Source organism: Cylindrospermum stagnale PCC 7417, assembly GCF_000317535.1.
In the GTDB taxonomy this organism is placed as follows: Bacteria; Cyanobacteriota; Cyanobacteriia; order Cyanobacteriales; family Nostocaceae; genus Cylindrospermum; species Cylindrospermum stagnale.
On the sequence record NC_019757.1, the window covers coordinates 3568647 to 3585778 of the forward strand.

Sequence of the window (17132 nt, forward strand, 5' to 3'; positions counted from 1 at the left end):
GTATAAATTTGCCTTTCCCTATATTTTTCGTCTAAATTACAAATTTATCAAATTAGTTGAGATTTTATGGTGTTTGTGAATACTGCAATGGAGCTATTCTCCTCTAACTGAGTATGGTTGTGTCTGCATCTTACTAGCAAATTATATGCAAAGAGTATTTGCGAATTTCTACGCAGCTATTCACCACAAAGATTTACACCAGAAGCATCTGCTGAATATTCATCACTTCAATAAGCTGTTAGCTGTACTAAGTTTCTTGAGAAAGAATCAAATTCAGTACATTTAACTCATGAGAATTTAAAAGATACTTATCTGTCAAAAGTTTTTGCCTAATTTCTTCTAGACTATAACTTCTAAAAACAACAAAAGGAAAATCTTTATAATTATGGCCAATAGGTAAAATATTACCTACAGGATACAACAAGCGAATATATGCAGCCAAAATATCCCGGAAGCGTTGGTCTTCTGGTTCTTCTGATTCATTGGCGAAATATTTACTCATCACCTCACCGCTAATAAATGCAAATAATGGTAAAGCGTAATATTGATCAGTGTGTTGACTACTCTGTTCCAGTCTTTGTGTTTTCTCCACCCCATCTCTTAACTTTTTCACCAATTCCATAGCATCTTTAATAGCAAACCGTAAACTTTCTGGATAAGAAGATTTGCGACGGATAATTTCGTGCATATTCTTCCACAGTTCTTCATTAGCATAGGTTGCTATATCAGCCAGTCGCATTTGGTAAGTTTCTTCTAAAGTATTGTTAGCAATAGGTACTATCAGCAAATTACCGCTAATGTACCCAGGTTCAATTTCACCCAAATCCAGTAACTTATCTAGAGTATGAGAAATTTGTAAAAACTTATTGTTAAAAGACTCCCGTAGTGCTAAATAATTAGACTCAGTTGCATTTTGAATAACAAAATCTGCTCGTCCTAGTAGCTTTTCTAAGTTTGTATAAACTTGTTTCAGCAACACATCGCTTTTAGTTTGTTGGTATTCTGTTTTTAATTGACGGATCAGGTTGACCATTTGAGCAGAGAATGTCTCACCAGCAGCAAAAACAGATTTTCCACCTATAGGAATAAGAATAAAATTATCCCGACCTATACGACCATAACCAAAAATTCTGGTCATGATAGAAGCTTTTAAAATCAATAAGATATTTAACAGACTTAGCACACTTTCTTGTAAAGATATTTGTGGGTCATCTTGATAATAAACTGCTTGTTCTGCTAAGTAAAAAACTAGCTCTTTATCCTGATTATCTATATGCTCATTTCCCCGTCCTCGGTAAATTACCTGAATTACTTCCATCAGGTTTTTCTCGATTTCAAATTTGGGAATTTCTACCAAAATATGTTTAGCTTTAGGAAAGGATAAACCCCGACTACCGGAAGCAGTCATAAAAATGACTTTGACATTTTCTTGATGTTTTTGAATTTCTTTCTTTTCTTCCTCAGAAATATTTGCGTGTATTTCTAAGTAATCTGTACACTTTTCAAATTTGCCCCGATGTCGCTTAATTTTATCAATTAGTTCTGCTAATTTACGCTTGTTTTGAATATAAACTATTACCTGTTCAACATCTGACCGTTGTAAGAGAGATTCAATATCTTTTAAAATCTCGTTTTGTAACCCAGCTTCTAAGTTATATTTTTGCTTTAATCCCGCTTCTTCGCTAAATTTACAAGACTCAACTAATACTTGATAACTAATAGATAAACTACTGGCTGGGTAGGAGTTAGTATTAATAACAGTTGCTTGTAGACCTTTAAACGTTAATGGCTGAACAGAAAGAGGTTGAGCAGTATCTACAGCACGACGGAAATATATTTTATCTGGTTCTGGTGAAGTATCAGATAAGTGTTGAATAATCACATTTTTATCAACAATAGAAGCATCAGCAACAATTACTTTGGTATTAAAACCATGCTGAGAATCCATTAATTGATACCTGTCTATTATCTGATGAATTCCATCTAAGAACTCCACACCTCCATCATCACCTGTGATTTTATCTATCATGATAAATAAGTGCTTAATTCTCCCAGATATTTCTTGCATTTTTTGAGGTAAAACTTGACCTTCCTTGGTGTTGTAAGCACTTCTAAAAATTTTATCAAAATGCTTTAATGTGTTACCAGTATCAGTCATTTTCAAGGCTTGAATAGAAGCAGTAGCTATAATATTATTTGATGTTTTTTGTTCTATAATTGTTGAGATAGCCTCGCAAATACTATTTAAAACACCCAGCTTCTTTTGTCCAATGTCTTGAATTACATCTTCCTTAGTTCGCTTAAGCCTGTCAGAACGTCGTGCTTTTTGTTCAACATCTCTACTATCCAGAAAGTCAACAGACTTTTCAGTAAATTTACCCTGACGCTGGTTAGAGGTATATTGAACTGTGTAACGTCCACAGTTATCTGTAATTAGGTTACTGTTGGTGTTGATAGCTAATAATTTGTCACTACATAATTTTCTGGTATTTTTATCTTTAAATTTTTCGATTATATCCAGATTCACTTGTTTGCGAGGACTGACATAAAAGAAGAGAAAACCTTCATCTATATGTGCTTTCAAAAAATCGACAATTGCGGTAGTTTTACCAATTCCAGGATTTCCGGTCAAAAATATATAAGTCGATTGAGAAACTAAAGTATTTTTAATTAATTCAGCATGAGCATCTCTTAATTTCATGGTTCCAGTTAATCCTAGCTCGTGCATCAATGCTGAAGGAACTAATCCCACGGAGTTGATAAATCCAGTAATTTTCTCTGTGTGACGAGGTAAAATGGTGATTTTATCCGCAGGAATTGCTAAAAGAGAATCAACAAACTCTTTACCGCGCTCAAAACTACGATATGCACTACGCTTAATTTGATTTAAAACTTGCTTACGTGCTTCGGGAATATCTTTGGGACTCGAATCATGTTTATAAATCTGATAACAGGTTTTCAAAATCTCTACATTTTCGCGTTGAATGGATATTGTGCTGATTCCGCGATCGCTATATCCTATGGAATTGAAGACTGCACCTGCTGTATCTGGGAGAATAGTGGTTTCTTGGAGAAATTCATAGAAGCTATGGAGATAGCAAGCAGCTTGAATTGACTTGGTACTTTCTTTATCTCTATATTTAAAAGCAGTAAAATATGTCTTTAAACCTTCTGAGAATTCTAAACCTAAAGACTCAGTATCAATCCGAAGATTAGAAAAGACACTTTTTGAACGTAAGTAGCTAATATCTCTCATTAATAAACGGCGGATAATTTCTATATAATCAATATTTTTTACATCTTCATTAGAGGTGATAGAAAACACTGATAAATCAACACAAATAACTCGATACTCTCTCCGATAACGTAATAAAATTAAAGTATCTGCATTGAGAAATTCACCTTTCTTCTTATAGCTTGCAATATATTGAGAAATGTTATCTAAGTTGTCAAATTGAGATAATACTTCACTAAACCACTGGAAATCATTTTTATTGTCATAAGTACCAATACTGTTATCACCATTAAACCGACATTGATAATATAAGATTTCTACATTTTGTAACTTGTATGGCTTATCCCAACCCGCAGATTTTATGTATTCTCGAAAGAAATTAAAGCCACTTAAAAAACCCTTTTGAATAAAAAATATACTCCAAGTTTCAGCCATATCTCTTTCTAAACTGCTGATAACTTTATCAACAACTCGCTGTCGGATTTTAGGTAACTTTAGCTGCTGCAATTCCTGACGGTATAAATCACCAAATCTCTGCTTAATTTTATTTTCTTCAATGTAAGCAAGAATACCAATATTAAAACCTACTTCAAACAAACGTCCCAAATCTTCAGCTATTTTGGATTTCATGCTGTTGAGTTTTCTAAATATATTTTTTTCAATTCTGACAAAAAGACTCTTTTTGGCTCTGCGTTAACCTCTGGATCACTCTGCGTTTAATATTGTTCTCACAAGAGTTAAAAATGCTAAAGAGTTAAATTCACCTCTTCCTCTTATGTGATTAAACAAAGAAAGCTTACCAACGGATTTATCTCCGATCAGATTTTCGTAGGGATCTAGTTTGATATGAATTTTTTTGTCGGCTTTTTGGTAGCGCGAGAAATGAAATAAAGTCAAATACTGCAAGATATCATCTTTTAACGAACCATCAAAAATAAGTCCTTTGCGAATATCTTCATCATCGAGAATTCCTTGATAAATATTTAACAGTGTGGCATAAGAAATGACACCTCTGTAGTATCTTTCTTCATCTTTACCAACTTTCATGCCATTAAATAAGTTGAAAAATAAAACTGATTTTTTGCTAGGATCTTCGAGTAAATTTGTCAGTTCTGTTGTGTCTTGAATGTATAAGGAACTTGCTTCGATATCCTCTAGTCTAACTGCATAGTATTTATCAAAAAACATCGGGTATATTTTGATATCATGATATTCAGATTTTAATCCTTTAATTACATCTCTTGACATGAAGAAAAGCCCATCACCTTCTTCTGTTTGTGTCATGTGCAAGGTGCTGGTATAAGGTGCTTTAGCAATATAGACAATGTGCTTATATCCCAAGTTGTAAAGTTCAGTCACTTTATCTATAATCACGCTGGGATTTGTAAACATTTGTTGATTGTTATAGTTGTCAGAAAAAGTTGTAGGTAACTGAAATTTAACCACCCCATTTTTCATGTTTACACCGATAATTTCTCCCATTAAGTTAGAGATTTTTGCAGAACTATTCCACTGACTATCGCTTTCACGACTGGAGACAATAATAATGGCTAGTTTGTCTAATTGGGGAGATTTAGAGTAAGTATTAAAACTAAACTTTTTGGGTAAAACAGAGTATAAAGAACTCATCACATTAGGAATTTTATATGCCAAATCTCTAATATCTATTCCCTGTTGATTAGCACGATGTGTTTCATTGAATAAATGGGATAAAACAGCGGACAAAGAAACTATAAATTTTTCTATTGGTGCATCATCTTCTTTATTATTCAGATGTAATCTTAAAATTGGAATAAATAATCTTTTCTGCTTGTCTAATAAGAGTTTGAGGCAGATATAAGCAAGCAAACCATAAGTAAATTTATAAACAAAAGCCTGATGAGGTTCTAGTTTTTTATCTTCTAGACGATAGGGAAATAATAAAAGTTGGCGATTGTTGAAATGTTGATTGTAAATTTTAAAACATCTATGATCATTTAAAGGTGCAAAAATTACTGGTAATGCACGAATACTGGTTAAATCATATTCCATGCTAAAGGTTTCTTGATCATCTGTAGCAAAAAAGTGAATGTCGTTGATAGTAACTTTAGCTGGTAGAGTGCAAAGAGAATTTGTTTCTGTATTCGGTTTTCCCAGAGATATGTATTTCAAAACTTCTTTGGGATTTCCTCTCACAACGGGTTTGAAAAATGTATTGTTATTAAAAATATTCTGAGTATCTTCTTCAAGAATGCCGTTTTTTACAGAAATATGTACAGGATACTCTCTTGTAGGGAAGGAAGTTTTGCGCTTGAGGATATTTTGCAGCACACCTTTGAGACGATTGATTTTAAACTGAATATTAAATTCTTGTAAATATTTATAAATACTCCGAAGAAGTTGGTCTTTTGCTATTTCGTCAGAACCTTGTAGTTTCTTAATTACTTTTTTATCAAAAGCTTCTACAGGATCATATTTTAATTCATCGTTTGGCTCGTAATTATCATTTTTAGGATTGAGAGAAGACGCAAATAAAAAGTAGTATAAAAACGCTATTTTTAAAACCTTTGCTGCAAATAATTCTCGTTGTTAAGGATCTGCAAGTGCATCTTTGTGTTCTTTACTATCTGGGTTAAGGATATTTAGACGAGAATCAAAAACGCTTTTACCACCGTCAGTATGAACTTTACCATCAAACTTCAATTTCAGTCCAAATACAAATTGAATTTCTCCCAGATTTTCATCTTTTGTTTCTCCCAAAGACCCCTCTACTATGGGAATAATTGGTAGCATATTAAATGCTTCACCACGAGAAAAAGCATCTTTGTAATTAACTGAAGCACCTGCATAGTTTACGAGGTAATCACCATCAGCTTTGTTGATATTGTTGATGTATTCTTCTATCAGTTTTAGTCTTCTAATTAAATCTTGTAAATATATAGCACCTGCCGCATTCAGCTTGCTAGTATTGGTGTTAATATTTTCTAGCAGAAATTCTAAATAATTGATCTGTGCTTGTTTTTTTAGTTTCCCTAATGTTTGCTTGTTGACAACATCTCGCAAACGGAAAAGGTCAGAATTTTTATCTTTCTCTAAGTCTTCAAGAATGTATTCTAAGTCTTGTCTTTCTTCAGAATTTGTACCTGCAAATTTTACACGAATATAATTTTCTAAACCTTTTCGTAATTCTGCATCAAAATCATGTGTCTTCTGCACGGAAATAGTTAGTTTATGAACTTTTAGCAGTTCTCTGTTTTCAGGATTTTTTTTATTAAATGTTAACCGTTGCTTTTGCAGATTTTTATAAGAAAGAAAAGGATAGGTAAAGTCTAATTTAGGTGTTGTACCTTTAAAATTCTGTAAATCTGTAATTAGTTTGCTAACAAATTCCTCTATTGATTCACTATTTCCTAATGATGATTCTAATAATTTTTTGACACAATCTCTAATAGTGCGAATTTGAGTCTGAAACTTTTTGTCAGAACCTGGACTAATATTTATAGTTGCAGAACGCACGCTGTTTGCAGATGAACCCAAGGGATTCTCTACTTGCAAATCGGCAACTTCATTAGCTACCTGATCAATATTGATTCGTAACCGTTTGTTATCATCAGAAGTTTTAACTATTTCCTGATTTGGTTTCTGTAAAACTAATAAAATTTTCGCTAATAAATCAGTATAATCTACATATACTAAATCTTGTCCGTCGGTTATACTATTCACCTGGTTAACTCCTAAGTAGTATCAACATGGTTTGTTATAGCTACTTAGTATAAATCATTGGTTTAAGTATTGGTTTTTAAGTTGAATAATTATTTGCTGGATCTAGCACCGGAAAATTTTTAGAAAAGGGCGCTTTTTAAATTTTCACGCCCTATATTTGCTCTACGCCAAGGCCGCTACTTTCTCTAATAAGCCTTGAAACAACCTTAACCCATCACTACTACCCAGGGAGGAATCTGAAGCCCTTTCTGGGTGCGGCATCATCCCCAATACGTTACCTTGAAGATTACAAATCCCGGCGATATTGTTCAGCGAACCGTTGGGGTTGTCCCCTTGATAGCGGAACAAAACTTGTCCGTTATCTTCAATTTCTGATAAAGTTGCCTTATCAGCGTAGAATCGCCCCTCTCCGTGAGCAATGGGTAAGGTGATAATTTCCCCTTCAGCATAACCTTGAGTCCAAGGTAAATTATTCCGCTCAACTTTTAAGGGAGTGCGATCGCAAATAAAATGCAAATCCTGATTTCTGGTTAATACTCCAGGTAATAAACCAGCTTCAGTTAATACCTGAAAACCATTGCAAATACCGAGGACAAACTTACCCTTTTGGGCGTGTTCGACAACCTGCTGCATCACAGGTGACAACCGGGCGATCGCACCGCAGCGCAGATAATCCCCATAACTAAAACCACCAGGCACGATTACCACATCCAAATCGTGAATATCCGTCTCTTGATGCCAAACCATGCGCGTCGGCTGTCCCAGCAAATCTCTAGTGACATAAGCCACATCGCGATCGCAATTAGAACCCGGAAAAACCAAAACCCCAAATTTCATACTTTAGTCATTAGTCATTGGTTATTAGTCATTAGGAGATAGGGGAGATAGGGAATTTGTCGTCTCCCTATCTCCCCAGATCAAATGACTCCCGTCTGTGATTCCACCTCAATCAACTCAAAGCGATAATTTTCAATCACCGGATTTGCTAACATTTGATCACAGATGCGATCAAGGTTTTGACGCGCTTTCGGCTCATCAGGCGAGATGATGGTGATTTCAATGTACTTGCCGATCCGCACTTGTTCAACGTTGTCGTATCCCAGTTGCTTGAGGCCAGATTGTACAGCCACACCAGCAGGGTCTAAGACTGAAGGACGAAGCGTCACGAAAATTTTAGCTAGATACTTCCTTTGCACAGGCTTTTGCTGAATGCTGCGATCGCTATACTATAACTTTCTGCTCCAACTGAGTGAAAATAACCTCACAGAGCAGTTACAGTTAGTTTATCAATTAGCTAGTATAACAGCTTCAACTACAGAGGCAAATTAACACCATTGTCTATGAGAGCCATCCGCACCCGCAGTCAAGAGCGTATTTTAAACCTGCTGAAAACCGTTAAGCAAGGCATTTCCGCCCAAGATATTTACGTAGAATTACGTAACCGCAGTCAGAGTATAGGTTTAGCAACAGTTTACCGCTCACTGGAAGTCCTAAAACTCGAAGGACTGGTGCAAGTGCGGACTTTGGCCAACGGTGAAGCCCTCTACAGCCTATCGCAGCAAGACAAACACCACCTAACTTGCCTGCAATGCGGTGTCTCAATCCCAATTAATCAATGCCCCGTTCATGATCTAGAAGAGCAGTTGCAGAACACCCACAAATTTAAAGTTTTTTATCACACTCTAGAGTTTTTTGGTTTGTGTAACCAATGTCAGGTAAATCAAGCTGCTGAACTGAGTCAGTGAACTACTCTGCCGTAAGACGGACAGAGCTTCCCAATTCATCGGGAATAGCCTCAAGGACTCCGTAGTTCTATTGGTCTAACATTCCCTCCAAGGGCAGAAGTCCTGGTTCCCAAGACCTAAACCTTTTACTTGCGACACTTACCTATCAGCTTGGTTTTCGCTTACGGCATTGGTGGTCAAGAGATGGATATCTTACCAGAAAACCTGGGGATTCGTCATCCATCTGATATTTGTTTTTGCTGTGCAAAAAATCAATTCCAGATGCAATCCTCATCCCCCGCTCACAATCCCCACCTTATGAGTACATTGAAGGTGGGGACTTCCGCGTTCCATTAAAGAATTTTGAATTGATTCGTCTGCCCATTTCTCAACTAATACGGTTGTTTTTTCCAGGAATTTCACCATTGAGCAGAGAATCAGCCTGATAATCTGAGACAACGGAACGTATACCCTCTAAGGCAGCGGGAATAGTCCGGGGGTCTATAAAAATGACCTTGCTGCTATCACTTTTACCAATGGTTGCACCCATATCCAGATAACCCAAAGCAAACAGAACTTCTATGGCTTTGTTAGTGTCAGGGTTGGTTTTGATTTTTTGGGCAATAATTTCTGCCGACTCAGCTATAGCTTGTGCCCTGAGAACCTGTTGCTGGCGTTCAGCCTGTGCTTTGAGAACGATCGCCTTTTGTTCAGCTTCAGCCTGCAAAATTACCGATTTTTGCCGGGCTTCTGCATCGAGAATTTGGGCATCAGCTTTACCTCTAGCGCTATTAACAGCAGATTCGCGATCGCCTTCTGAAGTCAAAATTGATGCCCGTTTGCGCCGTTCCGCCGACATTTGCATTTCCATTGCTTCCCGCACCGCTTGAGAAGGGATAATATCTCGCAGTTCTACCCGCGTCACCTTCACACCCCAAGGATCAGTTGAAACGTCCAAATCTTGTAACAAAAGTTCATTGATTTGAGAACGGGCAGTAAAGGTTTGATCTAACTCCAGTTGTCCCATTTCCGAGCGAATTTGGGTCAGCACCAAGTTCACCATCGCCGACTGGAGATTTTCTACCTTATACCAGGCTTTTTCCATATCCACAATCCGCCAGTAAACCACCGCATCCACCTCAATACCAACGTTGTCGCGGGTGATGCACTTTTGGGGAGGAATATCTAAAACTTTTTCCCGGATAGTTTCTCGGTAGACGACTTTATCAAAAAAAGGAATCACAAAATTTAGCCCTGGTTGCATTTTTTTGTTATAGCTACCCAATCTTTCGACCAAAGCTTCATTACCTTGATTAATAACTCTCACAGATCCCGCAACAGCAGAACCACCAAAAGCCAAAAAGACTAGCAAAAAGAACTGTTCCATTGTAAGTCTCCTAATTTTTGATAAATAGGTTTCAATTGACTAATTACCCTTACGGGTGATGCCTCCGGCACGCCTGAAGGCGAACACCAGTCGCTCATGGGGAGCCACTGCGTTGGGGAGGCAGCGCGGTGGACGGGTTCCCCGGCATAAAGCGACTGCCGTCGGCTCCGCCGACTTGTTCGCGCAGCGTCTCCCCTTGGGAGAAGCATGTGGCGTGGAAACCCCCAAGACCTCGCTGGCTCACGATTGACTAAGAATGCAGCACATTTTCTGGCATCACAATCAACGTGGTGCCTTCTCTTCTAACTACATAAACTGTTTGCTGGGGTGCTACGCTGAGTTTGTCATCATCACATTTTGCCCGCCAAGAATTTCCCTCGTATAGCACCCTTCCGGTTTGCCCAGCGGGAATTGCTGTTAAAGTTTCTCCAATAACTGCATCCTGAATTTTCGACTTACGTCGTCGCGGTTGCAAAAACCGCCTTGTTAGCAAAACCAGCGAGATGGAAAGCAATAGCCAAACCACAACTTGCAGCCATATTCCCAAACCTAATTGGGACAGCACAGCTACGACTAAAGCGCTAATTCCCATCATGAAAGCCACAAAAGCTGATGGTAAAAAGAGTTCCACTAAACACAGAACCGCTCCTGCCAACAGCCAGATTAAAGTAAAACTTGGCATAGCGCCATCCTAGACACTACATTTAAACAATTTAAAATTCAAAATGCGAAAACCCAGTACTGGCTATTATTCTAGCCGTCGACTGTATGTAAATTAACTTGGAACAGCTTATCTACACACATTTCTGAGATTAAATACACCCAGTTACTAACAATTTACGGTCAGCAAAACCTAGTATTTTTAGCAATCAAATTTTGATTAAATTGAGTAGCATGGTGTAGCTTGAGGTACACAAATCCAGTGTATTCTAGCCCTCGACCCAACGACCGCTAAATTTAATCGAACTTCACGAGTTAATTTATTCATTTAATTTATACCTTGATGATTTCTACTCAGCGGATAATTTATTGTCTAAATCCAGACTGTAATCAGCCGATTAATCCCGTAGGCGATCGCTTTTGCGCCAGTTGTCAAACTCCCCTAATTCACCGCTATCTCTGGGCTAGTACCCCAATGTCCGTCGAAATCTCACCAGGCACGAAGATAGCAGATAGGTATGAGGTTATAACACAGCAGATTTGGTTAGATACTCAACCGGGACTACCGCCATTCGTACCAGAACTATTACCGCCATTCGTTACTCCTTACCTACGGTTATATCAAGAGCGCTTGCACCTCCCCCAAGCTTATGGATTTGTTGGTTCCTTAACAGGAGATGCAGAAGATATTCTCTTGTTAGAAAATGCGCCCATAGATGAGAGCGGCTTTATTTATCCGACTATCAGCGACGCCTGGGAGCAAGCAACAGCCGTCAGACAAGTATATTGGCTATGGCAAATTCTCCAACTCTGGAAACCTCTTTCAGAATTGGCAGTTGCCCAAAGTTTACTCATACCAGACAACTTACGTGTCCAAGGTTGGTGTGTGCGCTTGTTGGAACTTCACAAAACAACAGCACAATCTAGTTTGGCAGATTTGGGTAAGTCTTGGCAGTCTTGGGTAGTGTCGGCAAACATCACCGTCGCCCAAGATTTACAGAACATAGTCCAGCAGATGTGCCAAGCTGAGGTAGATTTAGCTGCCATTGCCACTCAACTTAATGCCTTATTACTCTCATCAGTAGCAGAATTACCCTTAACCCTGAAGGCGGCTGGAGACACAGATACTGGGACAGAACTGACGCACAATGAAGACAGTTGCTACCCCACTTCTAGTGACCTAGATGACCCCTTACTGTCGAGGTTGTCAATTGTTTGCGATGGCATTGGCGGACACGAAGGCGGTGAGGTTGCCAGTCAACTGGCTGCACAGTCGGCAAAGTTGCAAATGCGTGCCTTACTAGCAGAGGTAGCAGAACAAACTGAACTTGTCTCACCAGACTTGTTGCCGCAACAAATAGAGGCTAGCTTGCGAGTAGTCAATAATCTGATTTGGTCTCGCAATAACGAGCAAAATCGCCAAGGTAGAGAACGCATGGCGACAACCCTGGTGATGGCAGTGCAGGTGCCGCAACGAGTGCCAACAAGCGCTGGGTGGCTCTCAGAAAATGCCCATGAACTTTACTTAGCTAATATTGGAGATAGTCGTGCTTACTGGATAACTCGCAACTATTGCCAGCTACTCACCGTAGATGATGATGTGGTGACGCGAGAAGTCCGCTTGGCCCGGAGTCTCTATTGCCAAGCAGTTCAAAGACCCGATGCGACGTCCCTTACCCAAGCATTAGGGATAAAAGAGGCTGAATCACTGCGTTTTTTGATTAAGCGATTTATCTTGGAAGAAGATGGCATCTTGCTGCTATGTTCTGATGGTTTAAGTGACAATAACTGGGTTGAACAGTCCTGGCAAGATTACGCTATTCCCTTGTTAACAGGGAAACTGACCGTTGCAGACGCTGCCCGCAACTGGATTAACTTCGCAAATGAGAAAAATGGTCATGATAACACCACCGTGGTTTTGACTCTTTGCCGTGTCTCTTCAGAATATTTGGTACCAATTACTCAATCGCAACTGTCTATAGAGATTCAAGAAGCAGAACCAGAACCAGAACTAGATTTAGAACTAGAACTAGTAGCCGAATCAGCCTTGGCAGAAAGTTCGCAAGCGCTGCTAGATTTGGATTTCACAGCAGAACCAACTCCCAGTCCAGTGAAGAAACCAATTCTGGGTAAGTCTTTGGTGCTACTGGTTGGATTGTTGGTGTTGCTGGTGGGGGGTACGAGTCTGGGATTATTTGCTTGGTGGCAACTTAATCCGCAATCCTTCCAACAGATGTGTCGGCAATATCCCCAAAAATTACAGTTACTGTGTCCGCAGCGCGAGTAAGAAAAGGTTTTGAGTTCAGCGCCGGATGAGGAATATCCATCTTGTTGTAGAATTGAAGTTACTGTCAAAACAGGTTTTTACTGGCTTATAAGCCTGCCTATCTTCGATAAAAGCGCTTCTGAGACACCCGTGGGAGTGGACAAGTGCATTGAGGAGGAGGCAAAAATGGTGTGTTTTCCCACCAACTGCCGATTGGTAAAAGCAACCGCTCAGATTTATCGGTCGCTGACTAATTATCATCAAAGCCTGCATGGGCAGGCTTTGTTTGTATACAGATTAAGAGATGAAGCGGGACTGTTGCCAGCAGTCTATTTTGAAAAAAGCAAATTCAGTTAGGGATGGCTGGGGAGATGGTTGTGGAACAGCAAAAGCTAGGTGTAGACGTTGTTATGAAAGTTGGCGATCGCGTCCGCGTTAAAGATTCGGTAGTAGTTTACCATCATCCTGAGCATCGCGGTCAGGCTTTTGATCTCAAAGGTTCAGAAGGCGAAATCGTTGCTATTGTCACCCAATGGCGTGATCGACCTGTCAGCGCTAACCTACCGTTATTAGTTCAGTTTAGTAAAAAATTTAAAGCCCATTTGCGTGAAAATGAATTAGAAATTATCTAACTTATCGGCGGCGAAACCACTGGAAAATATTCAATTCGCCGCGCATTTTTTCTAAGTCTCGACGATTTTGTGCTGCTGTTAGCCGGTACCACTCGCAATAACGCTGAAACTCTGAACGTGTCTCAACTTCTTGGTAAAACTGTCGGGTTGCTTGATGAGTAGCAAAGGTTTCCTCGACTTCGGGTTGAGGAGTGAATATGATATACGGTAAATTTTTAGACATAATTTTCAGAGCGCTGGGTAGCCAGTCCTGAGGAATTTAGAAATCAAAACTCTGTAACTATTGAAATTATAGCGATTAGCAGTAAAACTCCTGAAACTTGCAGTTCGGCACTTTGTCATAGCCAACCGCGCAAGCGATATACAAAACTACCAACGTATTCTTTCAGCGCTCTAGTAAATTGGTCTAGGTTTTCTGTATCAGGTAATAAATTTAGTATCGCGGCTTTGGGAGTGCTGCCAATTTCTTGCATTTCCCCAAGGCTTACAAGAAAGTCAGTCGGTGCAGCAATCACATCAACACCTTGACGCTGGAAAATCTTGAGAGATCGCGGCATGTGCATGGCCGAAGTCACCAACAGCACCCGACGAATGCCACGAGACTCTAGAATTTGGCGGACATTCTCAGCATTTTCATAAGTGTTGAAAGAATTAGGCTCTTGGACAATTGCCTCGGATGGTATACCAAGGGAAGTCAGTACATTTGCCATATCTGCCGACTCTGGTGAACCGCTACCGCGCCAATCAATGCGACCGCCACTGAGAATAATTATCGGCGCTTTTTTTTGGCGATATAGTTGAGCGGCATAAATAACGCGATCGCCTTGTTCACTTAAATCCACAGTCGGCCTGGGGGGAAAAGCCGACTTAGTGGCACCACCTAAAACCACAATTGCTTCAGCATTCGGCATTGGAACAGGAGGGAGATTTTGCCATTCTAGCGATCGCACCAAAGATTTAGCCACCCAAGCATTACTACAAACAAGTAATAAAGTTAGTGAAAAGGCGATCGCGATTGCCGCAGTGCGTGGACGTTTCCATAAAGTTACCAATGCCACCAGCAAACTTATACTCGCTAGTCCCAACGGATAAAAAAATAGTGGTAGTAATTTAGAGAGATATAAAAACATACTGGGTAATGGCTAATGGTAATGGGTAATGGGTAATAGTTTTTTCCTTTTTCCCAATTACCCGTTACCAACCCCTAATATTACCTTTCCCAAAACCGGAAATTAAATCCAGAAGTGCGACGGTAACGCCGGATGGGTTTTCTTTTTGGCTGTCTGGGCTTCCTCTCATTCGCCTGTTCGATTTCTGTGTCTTCTAAAGTCTCAACTGGTAGCTGAGTTCTAGTTTCTTCCTTGCTTTTCCACCAAGCAATCATCCAGCCTCCTCCTAAACCAGCCATCGCCCCCAACAAGATACTCATTTCTGGGGGATAACGCAAAAATGAAAAGCCGACGATGAAAATTAACCAGTATTTCAGCCCCGCATCAATGCCATCAGAGGAGGCTATAGTTGGCGGTTGGGGGCTATTTTCAGTTGCTGTAGTGAACCACCCCAAGGCAAAACCGCCCACGATGCCCAGAAATAGGCTCAGGGGTACTGAGGCCCCTGCCCTCGTTGAGATAATGATTAACAGCAACCCAAATAGCAGTTGAGAAAAGAAGTTTGGCGAAGAGGATAGAAGATCGCCCAAGAGATTATTTTTTGGTGCCATATACCAATTTTGGATTTTGGGTTTTGGATTTTGAATTGGGAATATTGATGCTTAGGCTATTTCACCTAGTTGCTATCCCCATTTGGTATCAAATTTAAAAAGGCTATTGGCGAATTATTTTATTTAATTGTGGCTGTAGTGGTTGAGTTGTATCCAAAATTGTAATGTATGGTTGTTCTTTATCTGTAAAAGGTTCAGCTTGCTTTAGTTGCGACACCAATAAATCAGCGGTGGCATCAGCAATATCACCAGTACGGTTAACAAGACGCTCTTGTAAAACTTCTAGCGGTGCCGTGCAATGGATAATCTGTAGGGGTAGTTGATGTTGTCCCGCTTGAGCGATCGCATCTTGCCGCAAATGCTGGCGATCATACTTAGCATCTAAAATCACCTTCCACCCTTGATTTGCCAGGATAATTCCCAGATTCAACAACCGTTTATAAGTCTTTTCAGTCATTTCAGGTGTATATAAATCATCGCCACCCCGTTGCCAAAGCGGAATTCCCCCCAAATGTTTCCGCACCGCATCAGAGCGGAGGTGAATTGCTCCCAGTTGCCGGGCTAAATACCTTGCTGTTGTACTCTTTCCAGAACCCGACAACCCAGACATTAAAATTAGTTGTCCTTGCTTTGGTTTAGTGTACTCCCAAGCCTGCCGATAATATCCAGCCGCTGTATTTGCCGCCTCTTCTTTAACCGTCACAGGCACACCAGGATCATCTAACAAAAAAGAAGTCACCTTAGCCCGAACATAAGCTTGACGGCTTAAATACAAAGGCAGCACCTGTAAACCTTCCCAATCACCAGTTTGCTCTACATAGGCATTCAAAAATGCATTGCCCAAATCTTGACGCTGCCGTGCTTCTAAATCCATCACCGTGAACGCCACATCGTACATAACATCGACAAAGCGAAACGGCTCATTAAACTCAATGCAATCGAAAAGGAGAATTTTGTCATGCCATAAAGCAATATTTCTCAGATGTAAGTCCCCATGACATTCGCGAATGTAGTTATTTTGAATTCGGCTAGCAAATAATTCTGGACGTTCAGCAAAAAAGTTATCTGTATATTGCTTTGTTTGGGTAAACTGCCCCTGAGTCTGGGGGCCACCTAGATACTTCTCAGTCTGTTCGTAATTCTCATCAAACGCCGCCCGCACTCGCGGCACTTCACCAAAACCGCGAATATAATCATTAGTCTCAGCTTGAGCATGGTACTGAGCCACCACCCTTCCCAACTCCTCTAGGTGCGTCTCATTTAACTTACCCTGGTCAAACAGTGAACTAAACAGCGCTTCCTGGGGAAATTGGCGCATCTTCAGCACATATTCTACTGGTTCCTCTGTTCCCCCCAGATGATATTGCTCCCCCACCAAAGTCACTGTCAAAACTTCCAAATACAGTTCTCCGGCTCCCCGCTGATTTAACCGCAACTCTTCCTGACAAAAATGTTGCCGCTTCTCTAAACTTGAGAAGTCCAAAAAACCGAAATTCACAGGCTTTTTCAGCTTATAGGCGTAATCGCCAGTCAGTAAGACAAAAGAAATGTGGGTTTGAATCAGTTGAATCGGTTCTTGTACTGCATGGGGATAAAATCCCGGTTGCAACATTTGTTCAATTAAAGCTGGAAGAGTCCCTTCTGTCATAGTTTTTCCAAAATTTCGGATTTTTCACTGCCAATAATCTGCGTATCAAATATAGATGAGATACTGACCGCTGATAGCTTAACAAAAAAACCAGGGTTTAAACCCTGGTCTGATCAGCAATTATCACAAATTTCAAGTAGCAGTAAAAACAAATTTAC

At 39.9% G+C, this 17132-nt stretch carries 14 protein-coding genes; 3 read left to right on the forward strand and 11 right to left on the reverse strand.

Annotation, left to right across the window (positions count from 1 at the left end; translation table 11 throughout):
- Positions 1–247: 247 nt before the first annotated feature.
- From CYLST_RS14780 to purS, 5 genes are all read right to left on the reverse strand, one after another.
- Entirely contained in the window at positions 248–3865 is a 3618-nt protein-coding gene (locus CYLST_RS14780) for a helicase-related protein (RefSeq protein ID WP_015208527.1), read from the reverse strand.
- Between the two features lie 75 nt (positions 3866–3940).
- Positions 3941–5545, reverse strand: coding sequence for a hypothetical protein (locus CYLST_RS35935; RefSeq protein ID WP_015208528.1), 1605 nt, complete (start codon positions 5543–5545; stop codon positions 3941–3943).
- A 258-nt stretch (positions 5546–5803) separates the two neighbouring features.
- Positions 5804–6937 (reverse strand): hypothetical protein, encoded by a 1134-nt coding sequence (locus CYLST_RS35940; protein ID WP_245587388.1) that lies wholly within the window; start codon positions 6935–6937, stop codon positions 5804–5806.
- A gap of 162 nt (positions 6938–7099) precedes the next feature.
- Positions 7100–7774 (reverse strand): phosphoribosylformylglycinamidine synthase subunit PurQ, encoded by a 675-nt coding sequence (purQ, locus tag CYLST_RS14790; RefSeq protein WP_015208529.1) that lies wholly within the window; start codon positions 7772–7774, stop codon positions 7100–7102.
- Positions 7775–7854: 80 nt separating this feature from the next.
- Entirely contained in the window at positions 7855–8133 is a 279-nt protein-coding gene (purS, locus tag CYLST_RS14795) for a phosphoribosylformylglycinamidine synthase subunit PurS (protein WP_015208530.1), read from the reverse strand.
- Positions 8134–8277: 144 nt separating this feature from the next.
- Here purS and CYLST_RS14800 point away from each other — a divergent pair, with 144 nt between their 5' ends.
- Positions 8278–8682 carry a Fur family transcriptional regulator gene (locus tag CYLST_RS14800; RefSeq protein ID WP_015208532.1) on the forward strand — a complete coding sequence of 135 codons (405 nt, stop codon included), beginning with the start codon at positions 8278–8280 and terminating at the stop codon, positions 8680–8682.
- A 367-nt stretch (positions 8683–9049) separates the two neighbouring features.
- Here CYLST_RS14800 and CYLST_RS14805 read toward each other — a convergent pair whose 3' ends face one another.
- Both CYLST_RS14805 and CYLST_RS14810 read right to left on the reverse strand, forming a co-directional pair.
- Entirely contained in the window at positions 9050–10048 is a 999-nt protein-coding gene (locus CYLST_RS14805; protein WP_015208533.1) for an SPFH domain-containing protein, read from the reverse strand.
- Positions 10049–10298: 250 nt separating this feature from the next.
- Positions 10299–10730, reverse strand: coding sequence for an NfeD family protein (locus tag CYLST_RS14810; protein ID WP_015208534.1), 432 nt, complete (start codon positions 10728–10730; stop codon positions 10299–10301).
- Positions 10731–11051: 321 nt separating this feature from the next.
- On the opposite strand from CYLST_RS14810, the gene CYLST_RS14815 reads away from it, so the two are divergent.
- Both CYLST_RS14815 and CYLST_RS14820 read left to right on the forward strand, forming a co-directional pair.
- Complete coding sequence (locus CYLST_RS14815; protein ID WP_015208535.1) at positions 11052–12995, forward strand: 4-Cys prefix domain-containing protein; 1944 nt, start codon at positions 11052–11054, stop codon at positions 12993–12995.
- A gap of 338 nt (positions 12996–13333) precedes the next feature.
- Positions 13334–13606, forward strand: coding sequence for a ferredoxin-thioredoxin reductase variable chain (locus CYLST_RS14820; RefSeq protein ID WP_041233114.1), 273 nt, complete (start codon positions 13334–13336; stop codon positions 13604–13606).
- Between the two features lies 1 nt (position 13607).
- Here the strand turns inward: CYLST_RS14820 and CYLST_RS14825 are convergent, their stop codons facing one another.
- The 4 genes from CYLST_RS14825 to CYLST_RS14840 form a co-directional block, all read right to left on the reverse strand.
- Positions 13608–13829: a hypothetical protein gene (locus CYLST_RS14825; RefSeq protein ID WP_015208537.1), complete on the reverse strand. Its 222-nt coding sequence runs from the start codon at positions 13827–13829 to the stop codon at positions 13608–13610.
- A 115-nt stretch (positions 13830–13944) separates the two neighbouring features.
- Entirely contained in the window at positions 13945–14736 is a 792-nt protein-coding gene (locus CYLST_RS14830; protein ID WP_015208538.1) for a YdcF family protein, read from the reverse strand.
- Between the two features lie 80 nt (positions 14737–14816).
- Positions 14817–15326, reverse strand: a complete 510-nt coding sequence (locus CYLST_RS14835; protein WP_015208539.1) for a hypothetical protein — start codon at positions 15324–15326, stop codon at positions 14817–14819.
- A 103-nt stretch (positions 15327–15429) separates the two neighbouring features.
- The gene (locus tag CYLST_RS14840) at positions 15430–16974 is read right to left on the reverse strand and encodes a bifunctional aminoglycoside phosphotransferase/ATP-binding protein (RefSeq protein WP_015208540.1); all 1545 of its coding nucleotides are present in this window, start codon (positions 16972–16974) and stop codon (positions 15430–15432) included.
- Between the last annotated feature and the right edge of the window lie 158 nt (positions 16975–17132).